The sequence below is a fragment of the Fibrobacter sp. genome (assembly GCF_017551775.1).
Classification (GTDB): Bacteria; Fibrobacterota; Fibrobacteria; order Fibrobacterales; family Fibrobacteraceae; genus Fibrobacter.
Window position 1 is genome coordinate 1 of record NZ_JAFZKX010000057.1, and the last position, 17,645, is coordinate 17,645.

Sequence of the window (17,645 nt, forward strand, 5' to 3'; positions counted from 1 at the left end):
CAAACCGGGGATTTTCCGCTACATTTCGCAGTTGCCTCCTTCCACGTCAGCTCTCGAGATGTTCGTCTATGCAGACAACGCCCAAGTCAAGGTGAATGGCGGTACTTCGACAAAGGTAGAACTTCCGTCTTCAAATACTAACGTCAATATAACGCTTACCAGAAATTTGATTTCAGGATTCCCAACCGAAGCGTTCAGTAGCACCTATGCGTTCAGCTTTATCAAGAATGCCAATTATCGCGTCTATTGGAACCCACAGAGCCAATGCAAGCAAGGTTGCGATGGGTCGGAACCGACAACTGCCATAGGAGACTTTGCGACAGTTCTTGAAACGGCCAAGGCTACGGGACGCGAAATCAATATGGCTGGAGGGGTTTGGAACGTAAGCGACAATTTTAGTGAAGGCGTTGTTCCTTGGAAGGTCGGTTTTGAACTAGTGGGCAATACGAATGAACTTTGGAAATTGACCTCCGAAAACGCACTCCCGCTAATCAATCTTGGAAACGTCGCTCACATACAAATAGAAGGCCATTCGCCGCGTTCTCTTACGGGTTTACGCATTGCAAACGGGTTTAACGTGAATAATGGCGGCGCGATAAACTCGTCAAGTCAAAAAATTGGCTTGAAAAACATCATTGTATCTTCGTCAAAGTCAAATAATAATGGCGGTGCTTTGTTTACGGCGGATACATTGAATCTCGAAAACACCCGTTTCTCGAACAATATGGCAAATGGTAAAGGCGGAGCCGTCGTCATTAATGGAAAGGCGAATGTGCTCAACGCCTTATTCTTGAACAATACATCTACATTGAATGGTGGTGCAATAGATTTGCAAAATGCGACAACGTATATCGGTAATGCCATATTCTACGGGAATCATGCCAGTCTTTCTGGCGGAGCTCTTTATAATGAAGGCGCTACCCTTAATATGTGGAATACGACCTTCTTTGCGAACTCGGCAAAAACAGCCAACGGCGCCTTGGGAGGAATTGCAAACGGAACAATTGGAAATAGCATATTCTGGAAGAATACTGTTTCAGGTTGCAATTCAGAAGATTGTTCTTCCGAAGTTGCAAGAGGCTATACGGCAACGAATTCTTCATTTGCAAATGCCTATGCGGGAACGAACATTCACATAGGAGACCCAAAATTTAGAGATGAAAGCAATCCAGCAGGAAACAATATATATATGAATTATGATGCAGGAATAAATCTTTCGTCAACATCTCCTTTGTTGAAATTCGGAACGCAAAACATCGATGTTCCTGAATTAGATATTCTTGGGGGAGAGCGTAAAGGGGATGAAGTACAAATAGGTGCGTATTCCTATATTATGACTATAGGCGAATACTATTTCGGTCGCTTAAAAAGCGATGAATCTGTTGAAATGGTTTTGCCAGCTATTCCAATTTTTAATGATATTCCGGATGGTTGGTTTAGGCAATGTGTTGCAAAAAGTAAACTAGCTCGAGTAATGAAAGTGTTGGTAGAGAAACACGATGTGACAAAGGTAAACTCAGCGACGGTTGCAGTTACTTTAATGAATAAAGATGGAGTAAAATATGAAAACGTTCGTACTGTAAATATTGTTTTCTATCGTAATGGAGAAGAAAATGGGAAGTATGTTTTTCAAACCATGACAAGCACAAAGGGAAAACCGATAATTTTCTCATACAATGACGTTAACGCACAGGAATATGACGATTCTATTGTTCTATGCATTAAGGACGCTGCAGATAAATTCCATTTAAAAATAGTAGATTATTGAGGCCACATATGAAATGGATTATTTTTCTCTTAATAGCATTCCTTGTATTAGGATGTAGTGAGTCTGACAAAGAAGTGGTGATAAATGTTTTACCATTTGGCGAAGTTCCTGACGATAATTATGAGGGTGAATATACTGACGGGTCTTTTGATATTAAACATAACCCACAAACAGGATCTATTGCACTATATCGGTCAAATTATGATGATATGAGTATTGCATTTAAAGAATCCATGGGTTATCCTTATGGCTTTGATCGCTCAACAGCGGGTGATATTTCACCTGAAAAAGATCGATTTGTATACATATCGACTAAAAATGGGGAAGATGCTTCTTTTATGCCAGTTTTATCAAAAAAACTGTTCAATGAATATCAACTTATAGAAGAAACTTCGTCATCCATTATCCCTCTCTTTGACGGTCAAACCGCTTATCTTCCTGCAGGAGATTATATTTTATATGGACATAATGGCATAAGGTGGGAAAATTTAGATAAACATATTAAGGTCATATCTTATACACCCAAACCAAAATACATCTATTACGTTCAACTAGATGGTGACGGTTGGAACACCGAAAATGACAAAAACAGTTTTACAATAGAACGTGTAACGCAGGCTTTCAATAAAGTATACAGGCAGGTTGTTCTAGAACCACATTTTATACCTCAAGACCCATCGTTTTATAATCAGCCAGATGTTAATTTAGATTTGTCGGCTCTTTTACAAATCAATATGGTAAATCGGAATAATCTAATTATTTCTTACGTGTATAAGCAAGCCGAAGAGATGGTTCTTTCACAGTTGGAAGGAAAAGACATAAAAAAAATAGACATAAATAGCATAATAGGTAGACATATTGTTGTTGCTATAAACAAAGCCTTGAAATTCTGGCCATTAAAGTCTGTATATGGTAATTCAGGAAATTTGATAGATTTGAAAAACAATTACAAATTCAATCCAGAAAATGAACCTAGTGGCACCACATACGCCATTCAATCCATTGGTGAATGCGAAGACGGAGTCGGAAAAAATGCTATTAATGTAACAATTAGAAAGAGCATAACAGAATATGGAGAAGAACAATTATTTGCATATCATAATGGGGAAAAAGTTACTTTTGGTCCATGCGATTATATTTTTACCACTAATGGTTTTCCTGTTATCCCCTATATAGATCCAGAAACTTTTGCTATAAGTTTCCCATTTAAAAAAGAGGGCTTCATCTTTGGATCTATTGTTTGGGTTCCTCGAGGCGGCGAAATGAATTTTGATGTAATGATGCATGAATTGGGACATTCTTTTGGACTAGCGGATGTATCAAGAAATGATGTGTATAATTCGGCTGTTTCGTCTACAGAAACAAATTTGATGTCATGGGTATTCCCTAATGGATATCGTCTTCGCTATAGAAATCAGCAAGTTGTTTATACGGGAGGGGATATCAACGATAATGAATCGCCTGTAGAAAATGTTTTCGAAAATCAATGGGCTTGCCTTCGAGATGAATGCGATTCTTACGATCGTTGGGATAATTCAAATCCAATTATGAAATATTGGTGCGGTCTTTTTGCGGAAAAATGTCTTTAAAAAAGGTGAATGCAAAAATGAAAACGATTCTTTGTATAGTATTTTTTTGTTGCTTCGCTATCGCAAGTGAATATGGCGTATTTGATGCCAATGGGAAAAAACTAACTACGGTAGATGTTTCTAACGCTGAAGAGATATTATTTATCAAAGTTAAGAATCCAACTTCTTTTTTTAAACAAAAAAAGAAAAATGTATATGGATTAAAAACCAATGGAATGCAAGCAGAATCCGAAAATGAATTGACCCTTCAATGGCCTGAAAATACCGATACTGTTTGGCTTGAAATTGAGAAAAATAGTAGAAAGAAAATTTGTTTTGAGAACTATCAAATTAAAAAATATCACACTGATTTGGCAAATGTGTTAATGAAAGACAACTGCATTTATTTTACGTCACCTTCTGAAATACGTACATATCAGTTGTTAATGATGGATTCTTATAATAACAGCAAAACAATTTTTTTTGCAGTCAATATGAAACATATGGTGTTTTCAAAAAAAAAGCAAAAAATTGGATTCAATGGCGGTGAATACTCTTTGAAAAATAATAGTGCTATTGATTCTGAATTGAATCGTATTTATCCAGATCCTGAAAGATTCATCGAAGTTGAGGGCGAATATTTAGTTGACAAATATCCTATTACAAATTGCGATTTTTTGAAGCAAATGAAAAAGAAAATGAATTTGTACGAAACATTTGAAAATGGGCAAAAAGAAAATATAACATCTTTTTGGAGAAATCGATTAGATAGAATGAATAAAGGCAAAATGATATGCGAAAGTAATGATTCGGCAGCCAATGTTATCTATCTTTATCAGGCTCTGATTTATGCTAACCAACGGAGTATTTCGGAAAAATTAGAACCATACTATATGTTTGAGAAAACCAATAAAAAAGAGTCGATATTATATTCCGATTCATCTTTTACCATTTCTAATTCAGAAAAAAAGAGTCTTGTAGAAGAATGGTTTAAAGTATCTATCAATCCGAAATCTAATGGATATCGTTTGCCATATTATGACGAATGGATGTTTCTAGCACGTGGTGGACAAAAAAAAGGAGAAGCTGTTTGGGGCGATTCTAGCGCAAAATTGGAAAAAGTTTTGAAATATGCTTGGTTTGGGGATAAGGCCTCGTACATAAATCATATGTCAAAACCTGTTGGTCTATTGAAGCCGAATGGTTATGGCCTTTATGATATTTTTGGCCTTGTAAATGAATTCGTTTTATTTCCAGGAAAGAACCCCTTTAAAAATCTCCACAATACACCATCTTGTTTGAAGGGTGGGGATTATAGAACACGGTTGAAGCACTCCTACAATGAAATATACATAGATCCATATTGGAAATGGATTAACTATGGTTATTCAGAAATAAATTTTGGCAATGCAATAGGTGGCTTTCGCTTGATGAGGAAAATAAAATGATATACCTTCTATTTCTTTTCTTCATTTCTATCTCGGTGCTGTCATGTTCTATAGACGATCCGGATGATAGCCCTCGTTTTACAAGAGTTTTTTTGAATAGCGAGGCGGAACAAGATTCATTTTTGTTTGACACGCTATCCAAAATCAATATCGGGAAATACGGTTACGCTTCCTTTTTAAATCCTAACTCAAATCTAGGCTTGGATACGGTGACAATACCATTGGATGGAGGTTTTTCAAATTGTACTGTTTATCCTAATTTTTTTTCTTGTCATTCCCATAGTAAAAGATGTCCCTCAGAACCGCGTTCTTCGGACACAGTCTTTATCAATTATGGCGAATCAAAATTGACGGATTACCTGCCCTATCGAAAAATTCCAGAACTTGATACGCTAAGAATCAAGAAATTATTTACGACGGCAAATGTTGATGAAGGTATAGAGCTTTCGGATACGATTGAATCAAATTACAAATTCTCTCAGAACGGGCTCCCCTCGGGTGTAGATTTTTATAACGTTCGTACCGCTGACAGAGCCAAAATTCAGGGTCCTTACACACCCGACAATTGCGCCATCCGTGTTTCATATCCCAGTTTGTCAGTATACGCCTATCAATTGCAAAAAAAGAACAATTCAGCGGTTGTTCCCAAGGATACGACAATCACCTGGACATTGATTTACACGGATCAATACGGTCGTGGCGATTCCCTTGAAGTGAAAACTAAGTTCCGCTAAAGTCTGCAAAGGGCGCTTTTCACAAACTGCTGGCTGGCCGCAAGCCGGCCGTTTTTTATAGCGCGCCGAAGAATGCGTCGGCGAGAGCGGCGCGGAAGGCGTGGATGCGGTCGGCGTTCGGTTCGCGATGCGGGTAAGTGAAGTTGGAGAGGAGTATTGCGGCGGCGCCTGCGACGGGGTCGGCGATGATGCTCGCCCCGGTAAAGCCCGTTTTGCCGAAGGTACGGGGCGACACGCGCGACCCCATGAACTTGCTCTGGGCAAGTTCCCAGCCGAGGGCTGTGCAGGCGCCCGCAGAAAGCGGGCCCGCGGCATTCGGGCTGGTTGCGTCGGAGTCGCCCGCGTTTGAACTGCCTGCGGGTATGAACGGCGCGGCGTCTTCCCGCGTGAACGCATTGCGGCTCACCATCTCGAGGATGCCTGCGGGTGCGACCCGAATCTCTTCGCCTGCGGCGTTGACCGCCGTCCCGTCATTCAAAACCATCTTCACGAACTTGAGCAAGTCGGGCACGCAGCTGAACATGCCTGCGCTCCCGACGGGGAAGAGTTTCCGCAGCACCCACGCGCTCTCGTCGTGGATTTCGCCGCATATCTCGCGCCCGCGGAACTCGCAGATTTCGGTCGGGGAGATTTCTTCTTTCGGGATCGGGTTCCATTCGCGGGTGAGCGGGTCCCAGCCGCTTCGCGTCATGCCGAGCGGCCCGAAGAACCGCTCGCGGCCCTGCTGCTGCAGGTCCTTGCCCGTGATGCGTTGCAGTATCATGCCGAGCAGCACGCTTGCCGGGTTCCCGTAGTTGAAATCCGCTCCGGGCGCCTTTGAGAATTTGTATGTGAACAGCGCGTCGAGGATGCCTTCGGGCGGGAGCGTGCGCAAGGTCTTCATCGGAACGCGGTAATCCAGGCTGTGCGTGAGCAGGTGGAATACGCGGATGTCGTCGCGGTAGTTGGTCTGCATTTCGGGAATGTAGTCCGCGACCTTCGTGTCGAGCCCGAGCTTGCCTTCGAGAATGTAGCAGAGCGCGAGCGTCGATGTGGGGCAGACCTTCGTGAGGCTGGCGATGTCGAAAACCGTATCCGCGGGAGTGTTGTGGGTTACGATGCGCGTCGAGCCGTCGGGCAGGATGAACCCCGCGACCGCCTTGTTGAATATACCTTCGGTTTGCGCGCGCTGTAAAAGCGCCCTGATTGCATTTTCGTCGTACATCGTGAAACCTCTTTCAAGAATTATAGCAATAATTTAAACTGGAGTTTTTTATCTTATTTGTTATGCAAGAAGAGCAAATTGACATCCTGAATCCTGACGGCACTCCTGCGGGCTATTCCTGCGGGCGCACGCGCGTGCATGCGGAAGGCCTGTGGCACCGCACCATTCACGTATGGGCGTTCAACAGTGAAGGGAAAATACTGTTCCAGCTGCGGGCCCGCGTGAAGGAAAATAATCCCGGCCTTTTGGACACGAGCTGCGCGGGGCATATTTCTGCCGGCGATACGAGCATCAACGCCGCCGTGCGCGAACTGCGCGAGGAACTGGGCGTCAAGAAGAGTCCGCGCGACCTCGAATACCTATTCGAGGTCAAGTACGCGTGCGTACTTAACGGCGGCTCCTACATCGATAACGAGTATTACGACGTGTACAGGGTGACGCTTAGCGATGAAGAGGCCCGCTCTCTCGTACCGCAGCCCGGCGAAGTCGACAGTTTCGTCTGGATGACGCGCGATGAATTTTTCGCGAAGCACAAGCTGCATCCCGAAAAGTTCGTGGAGCATCCGGAAGATTTTCAATGGCTTATGGAGAATGCCCGATGACGATGTACAAGAATGCGGCCCTCGTGTTGGAAGGCGGAGGAATGCTCGGTGCCTACCTGTCGGGCGTGCTCGACGTGATGCTCGATAATGGACTCAAGTTCGGTGGTTACGCCGGAACGTCGGCGGGCGCCACGCACCTGTGCAGCTACCTCTCCGAACAGCGCGATAGGAACAGGCGTATCGACGTTATCCATTCGGCGAGCAAGCGCTACATGGGATGGGGCAACCTCATCCGTACAGGTGAATTCTTCGAAGTCGACTACTGCTACAACCAGATTCCGCGTGTCATTGACCCGTTCGATTTCGAGAAGTTCCGCGAGAACGCCGCTCAGTCCGATTTCTATGCCACTGCGACGAATCTGGAAACGGGCGAGGGCGCCTACTTGCTGACCCGCGAACTTGACACGCCCGATGGCATGGACAGGATCCGTGCGTCGGCCTCGCTCCCGCTGCTGAGCCACATCGTGGAAGTCGACGGCATGAAACTTGTGGACGGCGGTACCGCCGACAGTATCCCGTTCGAAATCATGGCGAAGAAGGGCTTCGAAAAGCAGGTTGTCATCGTGACGCGCCCCGAGGGCTATGTCAAGGAACCGAATTCGCTGATTCCCCTGTTCAGGGTAGTCTATCGCAAGTATCCGAAGTTTGTCGAGGCCTCGAAGAACCGCCATATCCGTTACAACCAATGCTTGAAAACGCTTGACGAATGGTGCAAGCGCGGGACTACGTTCCGAATCCGCCCCAGTGCGCAGCTGAATGTTGCGCGCCTCGAGAAGGACAAGTCTAAACTCGCGCGCCTCTACGACCTCGGCGTGAAAGACGCGACCGCCCTGATGCCGCAACTCAAGGAATTTTTGGAGCGCTGATATGTCGAAAGCAATTGCCGGACACAAGTACCGCCATTATAAAAAAGAGACGATGGTCTACACCGTCGTCGCTGACGACGCCCTCGACTGCGAATCTGTAAAGCCGTTAGTCGTGTACCGCAGCGAATACGAGACACCCGACCATCCGAAGGGAACGCTCTGGGTGCGCGCCCGCGAAGATTTCGAAAGCAAGGTGACGCTCGCTGACGGCACCGTCGTCGACCGCTTCACGGAGATTTTATAAGAGAAGGAGAAAAAATGAGTTTCAAAAAAATTTCCGCTGTCGTCGCGGCGTTTGCCTTCGGGTTTGTCGCATGCGATTCCGATTCGTCTTCCGGCCCGCAAGACGAACCCTTTCTGACCAGTTCCAGTTCACAAAGTGTATCGCCTGCAAGTTCTGATGTCACACCGATGTCGAGCGATAGCGAGACAAGAGTGTCCAGCAGTGCCGACCCCGAATCCAGTTCATCCAGCGTTGCGCCGCAGCCGAGCAGCAGCGAAACAATTGTGTCCAGCAGCGGTGTTGTTGTGGAATACGGCGCGTTGCAGGACCCGCGTGACGGCAAAAGCTACAAGACCGTCGTCATCGGCGGCAAGACATGGATGGCCGAAAATTTGAACTTTGTGACGGATTCCAGTTTCTGCGTAGAAGACGTCCCTGCGAATTGCGACAAGTACGGACGCTTCTACCAGGAATTCGATGCCGAAGACGCTTGCCCCGAAGGTTGGGCGATTCCGCAGGCATCCGATTGGCGCGATTTGACCAATGCAGTGAAGGAAGAATTCGGTGACAACAACGGTTCCCTGCGTGCCGTGGGCGAGTGGGAAAACACCATCTTCGGCGATAACGTCACGGCGACTAACGCGAGCGGGTTCTCTGCGCTTCCGGCCGGATACCGCGCCAAGACAGGCGAGTACGATGGCCAGGGTACCAAGGCCTATTTCTGGGGCGAGGACAACATGAATCACTACGCGTGGATTCTCTCGAACCAATACGACCTGGACAAGGAATCGCTGATTCGCGGTTACTTCGCCTACTCTATCCGTTGCATTAAGAATTAAGAACCGCGCTTCATTTCGGCAACGATCATGCCGGTGACAGTCGCTACCGCACCCGCGATGGCGACAGCCGTGATGCGCTCGCCAAGCGCGATGACCGCCGTGATGATGGTGACCATCGGTATGGCGTAGAGGTAGTTGCTCGCAAGTACCGTGCCGATTTGCTTCATCACCTTGTTCCATACGAGGTATCCGAACAGCGACGAGAAAACCGTGAGGCACAGGAAGTTGAGCGTCACGACGGGTTCCGCAAAATTCTGCCACGGGATGTTGGCTGCTTTCGAAACGCTGCCGCCCGCTTCGATGAACAGCGCGGGGATAGACGTGAGCGCACCGTAGAAGAAAATCTTGCGCGTGATAAACAGCGTGGAATATTCACCGTTGAGCTTGCGGACGACTAGCGAATAGATGGTCCACACCAGTGCCGCGCTGATGGCGAGGAAGTCGCCGAGCGGGGAGAGCTTCAGGATGAATTTTCCGTTCAGCACCACGAGCACCATCCCGATGAACGTGATAAAGCATCCGAGAATCTGCCGCTTGCCGAGCCGTTCGCTCTTGTAGAAGAGCCCGCCAAAAATCATGATGAGCAGCGGCGTGATGCAGACGATGAGCGAGACGTTGCTCGACGGCGCGAGCGAAAGCGCCGTGTTCTCCGTCCAAAAGTAGAGCGTGCAACCCGTGACGCCACAGATAAAGAGGATCAGTTCGTGCTTCCAGTTCTTGCTGCGGAACTGCTTGTGGGATGCGATGAGCAACAGCAGGTACGTGACCACGAAGCGCATCGTGAAAATCTGCACCGCCGAAAAGCCGTGGTTCAAAAGCACCTTCGTGCTCACGAAACTCGTGCCCCAGAAGGCGACCGTCACGACGGCGAGCAGGTGCCAGAGTGCCATGTTGTTGCGCGTGGGAGTCATCACCCCCAAAAATAGATATATATTGCGATTTTTTGCGGATTTTCTAGTTATAGAAAAAATCTATAACTAGATATCAGAATTGTTTATGCAGATATTTGCATAAACGCATTGACAAGCAATAGGTTATTTCTATATTTGCCTATCAAAGAAATAGGGTGGGCGCTCCGGGGTCGCCCACTATCTATATTTGGATTTGAATTTAACAAGAGGCTAAAAATGGCTAAGACCGAAACTTTATGTGTGCAGGGCGGCTGGCAGCCGAAAAACGGCGAACCGCGCGTCCTCCCCATCTACCAGAGCACCACTTTCAAGTACGAAACCACCAACGACATGGCGGACCTCTTCGACCTGAAGGCTAGCGGTTACTTCTACACCCGTCTGCAGAACCCGACCAACGACGCCGTGGCTTCCAAGATCGCCGCTCTCGAAGGCGGTGTGGCTGCGATGCTCACGAGTTCCGGGCAGGCTGCCAACTTCTACGCGGTGTTCAACATCTGCGAAGCGGGCGACCACTTCATCAGCACTTCTGCTATTTATGGCGGTACGAGCAACCTCTTCAGCGTTACCATGAAGAAGCTCGGCATCGAATGCACGTTCGTAGACCAGGACGCGAGCGACGAAGAAATCGAGAAGGCTTTCCGCCCGAACACCAAGTGCTTCTTCGGCGAAACCGTTGCAAACCCGGCTGGCAAGGTGCTCGACCTCAAGCGCTTTGCCGATCTCGCTCACAAGCACGGCGTTCCGATGATTGTGGACAACACGTTCCCGACCCCGATTCTCTGCCGCCCGATCGACTTCGGCGTGGATATCGTGACGCACTCCACCACCAAGTACATGGACGGCCATGCTACTGCCGTGGGCGGCTGCATTGTGGATAGCGGCAACTTTGACTGGGAAGCAAACCACGACCGTTTCAAGGGTCTCACCGAACCGGATCCGAGCTACCACGGTCTCGCCTACACGAAGGCATTCGGCAAGGGTGCCTACATTACGAAGGCTACCGCCCAGCTTATGCGCGACCTGGGTTCCATCCAGTCTCCGCAGAATGCGTTCCTCCTGAACCTCGGCCTCGAAACCTTGCACCTCCGCATGCCGCGCCACTGCGAAAACGCTCTCGCTTGCGCCAAGTTCCTCAAGAACCACCCGAAGGTGGCTTGGGTCAACTACGCAGGACTCGAAGGCGACAAGTATTACGAACTCGCCCAGAAGCAGTTCAAGGGCGGCCTCCCGTGCGGCGTGCTCACGTTCGGCATCAAGGGCGGTCGTGAAAAGAGCATCCAGTTCATGGACAGCCTCAAGATGATTTGCATCGTGACCCACGTGGCCGACGCCCGCAGCTGCGTGCTGCATCCGGCAAGCCACACTCACCGTCAGCTCACCGACGAACAGCTCATCGAAGCCGGCGTCGCCCCTGACCTGATCCGCTTTAGCGTGGGTATCGAAAACATCGACGACATTATCGAAGACTTGACTCAGGCTCTCGACAAGGTGTAGTAAAGAACACTTTGTTCCTAAAGTCTGTTTCGAAAATGGAATTGTGCTGGAGCATCTTGTATTGCTCCAGCATTTTCTTTTCTTTGCCGTCGGCGTAGTTGTAGTTCAAGAATCTATGATGCGTGCTGGAATAGAATCCCCACGAATTCATGGCGGGGATTTGCTGCTGCATATCGCTTAAGAACTTGTTGTAGGCGGGCAGTTCGATGCCCGCGATTTTGTACACGTAGTTGCCTAAATAGTTGAGGCTCGTAAGCGGCACATCTAGCGATTTGGATTTGTAGTTTGTCCAGATGAAGAAGGGGACTTTGTACAACTTCTGGCGGTCGCGTAGTTTTGTGAATTCTTTACCGTAGACTTTTTTGTAGAATTCTTTGTTTAGCCCGGGGAAGTGGTCGCCGTAGAATACGATGATGACCTTCTCTTTAATTTGCTCAAAGTGCTTGATTAGGTATTTCAGGGCCTTGTCGGATTCGCGGATTAGGCCTGTGTAGAGTTCGGCATCGGGGTAGCCGGGGTATTGCTTTAGCGGCACCTGGAGTTTTTCGCTATCGGTATCGGGGATGTACCCGCTGTGGTTTTGCATGGTGACGCCGTAAAGGAATAGCGGTTTGTTTTTGTGCTCGAATTTTTCGATGATGTATTCGAACATTTCTTGGTCAGTCACGTAGTCGCGGAGTTTCTTTTTTTGCGGGTAATCTTCCAGGAAGGTCGTGGTTTCAAAGCCGAGCAGCGGCCAGATGGTTTCTCTGGACCAGCCTTGCCTATGGAACGGGTGCGTGGCGATGGTTTCGTAGCCGAGGCACCTGAGGTGGGCGGCCATGGAATAGGCGGGCGACTTGATGTACATCTGGTAAACGGAAATGCCGTGGTTGAAGAATGCCATGGAGTTGCCCGTCAGGAATTCGTATTCGGAATTGGCGGTGCCGCCGCCGTAAACGGACGAAAGCGCGAGACCTTTGACGGTATTTTTTTTGAGCGACTTATAGAAAAGTGTGTCGCCGAATTCCGGGTTCAAGGTACTGATGTCGGCGTAGGCCTCGTCCATGATGACGATGATGGAGGGAAGCTCCGCGGCGGAATCTGCGGATGCGGTGTCGGCTGCTGCCGTGTTGGATAGTACTGTGTCGGCGGTGGTGGAGTCGAGGGTCGCGGCAGTGTCGGCAGTGGCAGTTGGCGGTTGCACAATATAGCGCTCGGCGATTTCATCTGTCAGCTGGTAGGAGTACCCTTCCGGTGTTTGCTTGAGGGTGGTGATGATTTGCGCGAAGAAGTTGACCAGGAATCCGTTGTGGGTCGAGCCCATCTTTTCCCAGCTCATCACGTAGACGGAAGGGAGCCTCGCGATGGAAATGCTTGCGCTGGCAACGCAGAGAATTGCGGCCACGATGCGCACGAGTTTTTTTCTGTTGAGCTGTATCGGCTTGAGGCAGAAACCCATCATCAAGATGAACAGGTACGAGAACAGCCCGCAGGTGGGGTTGAATGTCCAGCTGAAATCGTAGTTGCCGGCGACGTTTTTCGCGATGCCGATGGCGAGGAAATCCATGGGGTTCAGCTCGTTCCCGCGGAAAGTGAAGATGTAGTAGTTCGCAAGAGAAAGGAGCATCAGGGGGATGACGCCCACGGCGAAGGAGAGTCTCGGTTTCAGGGTGATGGCGAGCAGCAGCAGCGGGAGCGTGGCGAGCATCAGGAGTTCCGCGACGAAATTTCTCCAGTGCGCGATGATGACGAGCCCGATGTGCGTGTCCGCGAAGCTTTGCGAAACCTGGGTGGAAAGGAAGCAGGCGATGAAAAACCAGATGAAGGTGTAGGTCGCGTTTTTCTTTGGTTCCGCGTCGATTTTCACGAAGCTTAAAAGGACGAAGGCTATCCCGAAGGGGATGGCGGCCACTATGTAGCCCATCGCCGTGAAGGTACAGAAGGCGATGATGCCCAGGGCGATGCTGATGGTGCGGCGGGAAGGGATTCTGATTTTCACGGCATGCGTCCAGTTCTTATTTCATTCCGTTGGCCCTGTAGTACTGGACATCTTTCAGGACTTCGCGTACCCAGCTGCTCTTGAGCGGGCTCTTGCGCCATTCGCTGTGCATGGTCTGCCTGTCGCGAATGGGGTAGAACGCGGCGACGGCGTCTTCGGTGTTCTGCGCGGTGTCGAGCGCCATGCGGAGTCTGCGCGCCCCGATGAACATCTGCTCCAGGCCTTCGCCCGTATCGAGCGCGAGCAGGCCCCTTTCGCGTTTGCTGCCTTCGTAGTTGAAGTCGAAGTCCGAAATATGGCGCGTAATCGACATGAGGAGCGCTGCGTCGGTGCTTTCGCGGATTCCCGCTTCGGTGGCGGGTAGCGCGCACAGCTGCTCGTTGCGCCAGGGTTCCCCCTTGTACGTGACGACGAGCGTGTGGCTTTCGCCTTCGCTTTGCATGTCGAGGGCGTAGCGGGGCCCGAGTTTCTTCTTCACGCCCTTGAGGATGTTTATGGTGCGGTTCTTGAATTGCTTGTAGCCGTCGAACGATAGCCGGAGCGTGTCGTCAAGCTGCGTGAGCCTTGCGGTGGTGGGCTTCTTTACGACGTCGTGGTAGACTCCCACGAGCGCGGGCAGCATGTAGGCAAGTTCCGGTTGCGGGTCGTCCAGTTCGCATGAGGGGTCGATGGTTATAACGCCTTGGTTTGCTAGCCCTTCGACCAGCATGCGCGAGTAGTCACGGAAAATGGCCTCCGGCACGACCTGTTCCGACTGGATTTTCGGCTGCAAAAAGAATACGAGGGCGATAATCGCGATGACGACTGGCGGGGCCACTACCGCGACGCGGACTTTGGTGCTGCGCCAGAGCGTCTTGAACATCATGCGACCCTTCTTTGTTCTGAAATACAGGACAAGGATGCAGGCTGCTATGCAGAGCCAGAACGTTGTAAGAATCGTGATGACCACAGGAGCAATATAAATTCTATTTTATGGGTCATGATGGATTCCCTTAAGAATGTAGTAGTAATTGGCGACCGTATTTTGATAAAGCCTCTGGAGGCGTCGAACCGCACGGGCAGCGGGCTGTACCTGCCCCCGAGCGTTAAAGACCACGATGCGGTGCATACGGGCCTCGTGATGCGCGTGGGTCCCGGATATCCCATCCCGGTGGCGCGCGACCCGGATTCCATCTTTACGGGCGAAAACAACGAGCAGGTGAATTACGTGCCCCTCCAGGTGCGCGAAGGCGACGAGGCGCTCTACCTGCAGGCGAGCGGCACCGAAATAGAAATCAATGGCGAAAAGTACGTGATTGTCGGGCAGAACGCCATTCTGCTCGTACTCCGTAACGAGATTCCCGACAGCATCGACGCTATCTAGGCCTGCGTCTTTTTGCCCGCGAGCATCTCGTGGGCTTCCTTTATTTTCCCGATGATATTCGCGGTAGCGTCGAAGATGTCCTTGATCTGGTTCAGGATTTCGTCGAACAGCTGCTGGTTGCAGAACAGTTCGTCCTTGTTCTTCTTCAGGTCGCGGTAGATTTCGCGCAGTCGCGTCAGGTGGTTCGACTCCTTGCACATCACTTCGTTGATTTCCTTGCGGATTTCTTCGGCTTCCGCCTTCTTCTGGGCGATGACATTGGGGTCGTTTTCTATCAGGATGTACGTCGGGAGCGTCGCGTAGTCTTCGAACTTGCCGGACTTGAACGTGGGGCTGTTCGTCCTGAGAGTGTTCGTGCGCAGGCCAACGCCCTTGATGGAGGAATCGATGGCGACGCTGCAGCTCGTGGTATTGTGGAAGTTGCAGCGGATGCGCTTTTCGACCTGGCGCAGTTCGTTGTACGGGTTGAAATCTTCGTCCGTTTCGATATAGCGTAGCGGCACGTAAATCGGGGTGGATTCACCGGCGATGTTTATTTTGTACGAAACGCAGATTTCTCCGGCGTATTCGCGCGTGTCGTAGCTGTTGTTGGTGGTGAACAGGATGCGTTTGATTCTGCGCAGCAGATTGTCGGCGTCGTAGCGTTCGGTGAGGGTCTCGGGGATGTCCTTCAGCAGGATTTCGACCGCGATTTTCTTGTAGCCTTCGGTCAGAACGTTGTTCGCGACGGAACGGCCCCATATTGACGTCCCGAGGAACGAGGTATCCATGAGGCTCGTTTCGGTGCGCCCGTTGAAGAATGCCGCCGCTTTTGCGAGCTTGCTCAGCACGAGCCACTTCTTGATGGACACGTAGATGTTATTCTTGTCGCAGAGTTCCGCGAGCTTGCCTATCATGGTGAGGGAATCCTGCGAGAAGGCTATCTTCCGGAATTCCTCGTCCCACTTGTCGAATTCTTCTTTCGAGACGGTGAGTTCGGGATTGATGTTTGTCGCGGTCACGTCGTCTTGCGAGGTGAGCAGCGTGCAAAGGCTTTCGGGAGAAATGCTGTCGGGGAGCGATACGGTGAGGGCGAGCTTGTCGATGATGTCGCCGCGGGTGAGCGCTTCTTCGGGGCGCACGTCGCCGGAGACGATAAGCGGGGTGCGGCCGCGGTCCTGGAGGCCTATCTGCACCCAGTTTTTCATGTTCTCGTTACTCGGGTCGTAGCTCAGGAAAAGGACGATGTCGTAGTCGTTCAGCATTGCGGGGACTTCTTGCTGGCGTCGCCCGATCTTGATGGGGTTCGCGTTCTTGAATGCGGCCACGAGTCTGTCGAGGACGATGGCCTTGCCCGATCCGGAACGTCCGTAAATGTAGAAGGGTTCGCCGATAATCATCGTGAGGAACGCGAGCTGGATGCAGTATTCGCGTTCCGGGATGCCGGCTGTAAGTTCCCCCATCAATTTTGCGATGCGCTCTTTTAGAGTCATTTTTGTTCTTTTCTCCACACTGATTATATTCGTATAATAAAAAAATAATATTTTATCTTTTTGAAAGGCTCTAAAAAAGCAAAATTTTTAAATTCTCGTTGAGAGAAAGACACCGAGGGACAATTCTGTCGATTCCGGCTTAGGCGCGAATCACGTGGAGGATTGTATCCGCGGTGCCTTCGGAGATCGTCACGCGCTGGTATGCCACGTATATGCCGGGGTTTTTCCGCATGTCGCGGGGGAGGCGAGCGGCGTCTTTTTCTGTGATGATGACGGGGGATTGCCGGGAGAGTGCCTTGACAATCGCTTGACTGAAATGTATGTCGTGGTCGGGGCGACGGATGGTGTATTCCGGATGTATGCCGAAAGTCTCAAGATCGTGTACGAACCGCGCCGTATCGCCGATGCCGCAGACGGCAACCGTCTTGTGGCCCGCGTCTGCAAGGGCGCTTGCGGAGGCGCCTTCGCTGTTGATTACGTTTGCGATTTCGAAGCGGACGTCTTCGCCGCATGCGAGGGCGTGCGCGGGTTCCCCGTGGTCGGCGGGGAGGCTCCTGCAGTTGCCTGCGGGCAGCAGGTCGCCCAGGCTTGCGGGCGGGTTTCCCCAGTCGAGCCTGAAGGTAATCGCTCCGGCGAGTCGCGAGTCCTCGAATCCGTCGTCGCAGATGATGTAGTCGAAGTCTTTGTCCAGCTCGTGCGCCGTCTTGTAGCGGTTGCCGGTCGTGTATACGCGTACCTGCGGCATGCCGGCGAATTTTTGGCGCAGCATTTCCGCTTCGTCCCTTGCCTTGCTGTGGCACAGGATGGCGATTCGCGGTTTGCGCGCACTTGTTTTGCCCGCAATGGCATCGGCTGCGCTTGTTTCGCCAGCGGCGGCGTTGCCTGCGCCTGTATTGTTTGCGTCTTGTGCGCATGCGTCGGGTGCATCCGTATTGCATGCGCCGTTATCGCGCACCGGATTTTTGCAGCCGGCATGTGCCGAGATGAATTTCGCGAGCCATGCGGTAAAGGGTGTCTTGCCCGCGCCGCCTGCGAGGTAGCTCCCGACTACGATGAGCCGCGCGTTGTTGAGCGGCCTGCCCGATTGCAGATAAACTAAATGATGCAGCCTGTATGCGGCTCGGTAAAGGCCGGCAAGGGGAAGGAGCGGGAGACGGGAGAGCATGTCTTGC

General features: G+C 50.2%; 16 protein-coding genes. 10 read left to right on the plus strand and 6 right to left on the minus strand.

Going from position 1 to position 17,645, the window contains the following annotated elements; translation table 11 throughout:
• The 4 genes from IK012_RS06500 to IK012_RS06515 all read left to right on the plus strand — a co-directional run.
• Window positions 1-1,768: hypothetical protein (locus IK012_RS06500; RefSeq protein ID WP_290952120.1), on the plus strand; the 1,768-nt coding region annotated here is incomplete at its 5' end.
• Window positions 1,769-1,776: 8 nt separating this feature from the next.
• Window positions 1,777-3,357, plus strand: a complete 1,581-nt coding sequence (locus IK012_RS06505; protein ID WP_290952121.1) for a hypothetical protein — start codon at window positions 1,777-1,779, stop codon at window positions 3,355-3,357.
• A 17-nt stretch (window positions 3,358-3,374) separates the two neighbouring features.
• Entirely contained in the window at window positions 3,375-4,784 is a 1,410-nt protein-coding gene (locus IK012_RS06510) for an SUMF1/EgtB/PvdO family nonheme iron enzyme (protein ID WP_290952123.1), read from the plus strand.
• Window positions 4,781-5,518 (plus strand): hypothetical protein, encoded by a 738-nt coding sequence (locus tag IK012_RS06515; protein WP_290952125.1) that lies wholly within the window; start codon window positions 4,781-4,783, stop codon window positions 5,516-5,518. The genes IK012_RS06510 and IK012_RS06515 overlap by 4 nt, the downstream gene beginning before the upstream one ends.
• Window positions 5,519-5,573: 55 nt before the next feature.
• Here IK012_RS06515 and IK012_RS06520 read toward each other — a convergent pair whose 3' ends face one another.
• A complete protein-coding gene (locus IK012_RS06520) occupies window positions 5,574-6,722 on the minus strand; it encodes a serine hydrolase (protein ID WP_290952127.1) in 1,149 nt (382 codons plus the stop codon).
• Window positions 6,723-6,784: 62 nt separating this feature from the next.
• Between IK012_RS06520 and IK012_RS06525 the strand changes: the two genes are divergently transcribed.
• From IK012_RS06525 to IK012_RS06540, 4 genes are read left to right on the plus strand one after another with little or no spacing between them, the layout of a single operon-like run.
• A complete protein-coding gene (locus tag IK012_RS06525; RefSeq protein ID WP_173380102.1) occupies window positions 6,785-7,324 on the plus strand; it encodes an NUDIX domain-containing protein in 540 nt (179 codons plus the stop codon).
• Window positions 7,300-8,190 carry a patatin family protein gene (locus IK012_RS06530; protein WP_290952131.1) on the plus strand — a complete coding sequence of 297 codons (891 nt, stop codon included), beginning with the start codon at window positions 7,300-7,302 and terminating at the stop codon, window positions 8,188-8,190. Before IK012_RS06525 ends, IK012_RS06530 begins: the two co-directional genes overlap by 25 nt.
• A gap of 1 nt (window position 8,191) precedes the next feature.
• Window positions 8,192-8,434, plus strand: a complete 243-nt coding sequence (locus IK012_RS06535) for a DUF1653 domain-containing protein (RefSeq protein WP_290952134.1) — start codon at window positions 8,192-8,194, stop codon at window positions 8,432-8,434.
• A 14-nt stretch (window positions 8,435-8,448) separates the two neighbouring features.
• The gene (locus IK012_RS06540; RefSeq protein ID WP_290952137.1) at window positions 8,449-9,252 is read left to right on the plus strand and encodes an FISUMP domain-containing protein; all 804 of its coding nucleotides are present in this window, start codon (window positions 8,449-8,451) and stop codon (window positions 9,250-9,252) included.
• On the opposite strand, the gene IK012_RS06545 is transcribed toward IK012_RS06540, so the two are convergent.
• Window positions 9,249-10,163 (minus strand): DMT family transporter, encoded by a 915-nt coding sequence (locus IK012_RS06545; RefSeq protein WP_290952140.1) that lies wholly within the window; start codon window positions 10,161-10,163, stop codon window positions 9,249-9,251. The two genes, IK012_RS06540 and IK012_RS06545, sit on opposite strands and share 4 nt — an antisense overlap.
• A gap of 216 nt (window positions 10,164-10,379) precedes the next feature.
• On the opposite strand from IK012_RS06545, the gene IK012_RS06550 reads away from it, so the two are divergent.
• On the plus strand, window positions 10,380-11,657 hold the full coding sequence (locus IK012_RS06550) for an O-acetylhomoserine aminocarboxypropyltransferase/cysteine synthase family protein (protein ID WP_290952143.1): 1,278 nt from the start codon (window positions 10,380-10,382) through the stop codon (window positions 11,655-11,657).
• Here the strand turns inward: IK012_RS06550 and IK012_RS06555 are convergent.
• Together IK012_RS06555 and IK012_RS06560 are read right to left on the minus strand one after the other, a co-directional pair.
• Window positions 11,620-13,638, minus strand: coding sequence for an LTA synthase family protein (locus IK012_RS06555; RefSeq protein ID WP_290952146.1), 2,019 nt, complete (start codon window positions 13,636-13,638; stop codon window positions 11,620-11,622). The two genes, IK012_RS06550 and IK012_RS06555, sit on opposite strands and share 38 nt — an antisense overlap.
• Before the next feature lie 16 nt (window positions 13,639-13,654).
• Window positions 13,655-14,587: a hypothetical protein gene (locus tag IK012_RS06560; RefSeq protein ID WP_290952148.1), complete on the minus strand. Its 933-nt coding sequence runs from the start codon at window positions 14,585-14,587 to the stop codon at window positions 13,655-13,657.
• 30 nt (window positions 14,588-14,617) lie between these two features.
• Here IK012_RS06560 and IK012_RS06565 point away from each other — a divergent pair, with 30 nt between their 5' ends.
• Window positions 14,618-15,001, plus strand: a complete 384-nt coding sequence (locus tag IK012_RS06565) for a co-chaperone GroES family protein (protein ID WP_173343648.1) — start codon at window positions 14,618-14,620, stop codon at window positions 14,999-15,001.
• Here the strand turns inward: IK012_RS06565 and IK012_RS06570 are convergent.
• Together IK012_RS06570 and IK012_RS06575 are read right to left on the minus strand one after the other, a co-directional pair.
• The gene (locus tag IK012_RS06570; protein ID WP_290952155.1) at window positions 14,998-16,473 is read right to left on the minus strand and encodes a hypothetical protein; all 1,476 of its coding nucleotides are present in this window, start codon (window positions 16,471-16,473) and stop codon (window positions 14,998-15,000) included. The genes IK012_RS06565 and IK012_RS06570 overlap by 4 nt on opposite strands.
• 139 nt (window positions 16,474-16,612) lie before the next feature.
• Window positions 16,613-17,638, minus strand: coding sequence for a tetraacyldisaccharide 4'-kinase (locus IK012_RS06575; protein ID WP_290952158.1), 1,026 nt, complete (start codon window positions 17,636-17,638; stop codon window positions 16,613-16,615).
• Window positions 17,639-17,645 lie beyond the last annotated feature (7 nt).

Coding starts and splice junctions, on each gene's coding strand:
- IK012_RS06505 (WP_290952121.1), top strand. CDS start 1,777: ATGAAATGGATTATTTTTCTCTTAATAGCATTCCTTGTATTAGGATGT.
- IK012_RS06520 (WP_290952127.1), bottom strand. CDS start 6,722: ATGTACGACGAAAATGCAATCAGGGCGCTTTTACAGCGCGCGCAAACC.
- IK012_RS06540 (WP_290952137.1), top strand. CDS start 8,449: ATGAGTTTCAAAAAAATTTCCGCTGTCGTCGCGGCGTTTGCCTTCGGG.
- IK012_RS06575 (WP_290952158.1), bottom strand. CDS start 17,638: ATGCTCTCCCGTCTCCCGCTCCTTCCCCTTGCCGGCCTTTACCGAGCC.
- IK012_RS06535 (WP_290952134.1), top strand. CDS start 8,192: ATGTCGAAAGCAATTGCCGGACACAAGTACCGCCATTATAAAAAAGAG.
- IK012_RS06510 (WP_290952123.1), top strand. CDS start 3,375: ATGAAAACGATTCTTTGTATAGTATTTTTTTGTTGCTTCGCTATCGCA.
- IK012_RS06530 (WP_290952131.1), top strand. CDS start 7,300: ATGGCTTATGGAGAATGCCCGATGACGATGTACAAGAATGCGGCCCTC.
- IK012_RS06525 (WP_173380102.1), top strand. CDS start 6,785: ATGCAAGAAGAGCAAATTGACATCCTGAATCCTGACGGCACTCCTGCG.
- IK012_RS06565 (WP_173343648.1), top strand. CDS start 14,618: ATGATGGATTCCCTTAAGAATGTAGTAGTAATTGGCGACCGTATTTTG.
- IK012_RS06550 (WP_290952143.1), top strand. CDS start 10,380: ATGGCTAAGACCGAAACTTTATGTGTGCAGGGCGGCTGGCAGCCGAAA.
- IK012_RS06545 (WP_290952140.1), bottom strand. CDS start 10,163: ATGACTCCCACGCGCAACAACATGGCACTCTGGCACCTGCTCGCCGTC.
- IK012_RS06570 (WP_290952155.1), bottom strand. CDS start 16,473: ATGACTCTAAAAGAGCGCATCGCAAAATTGATGGGGGAACTTACAGCC.
- IK012_RS06515 (WP_290952125.1), top strand. CDS start 4,781: ATGATATACCTTCTATTTCTTTTCTTCATTTCTATCTCGGTGCTGTCA.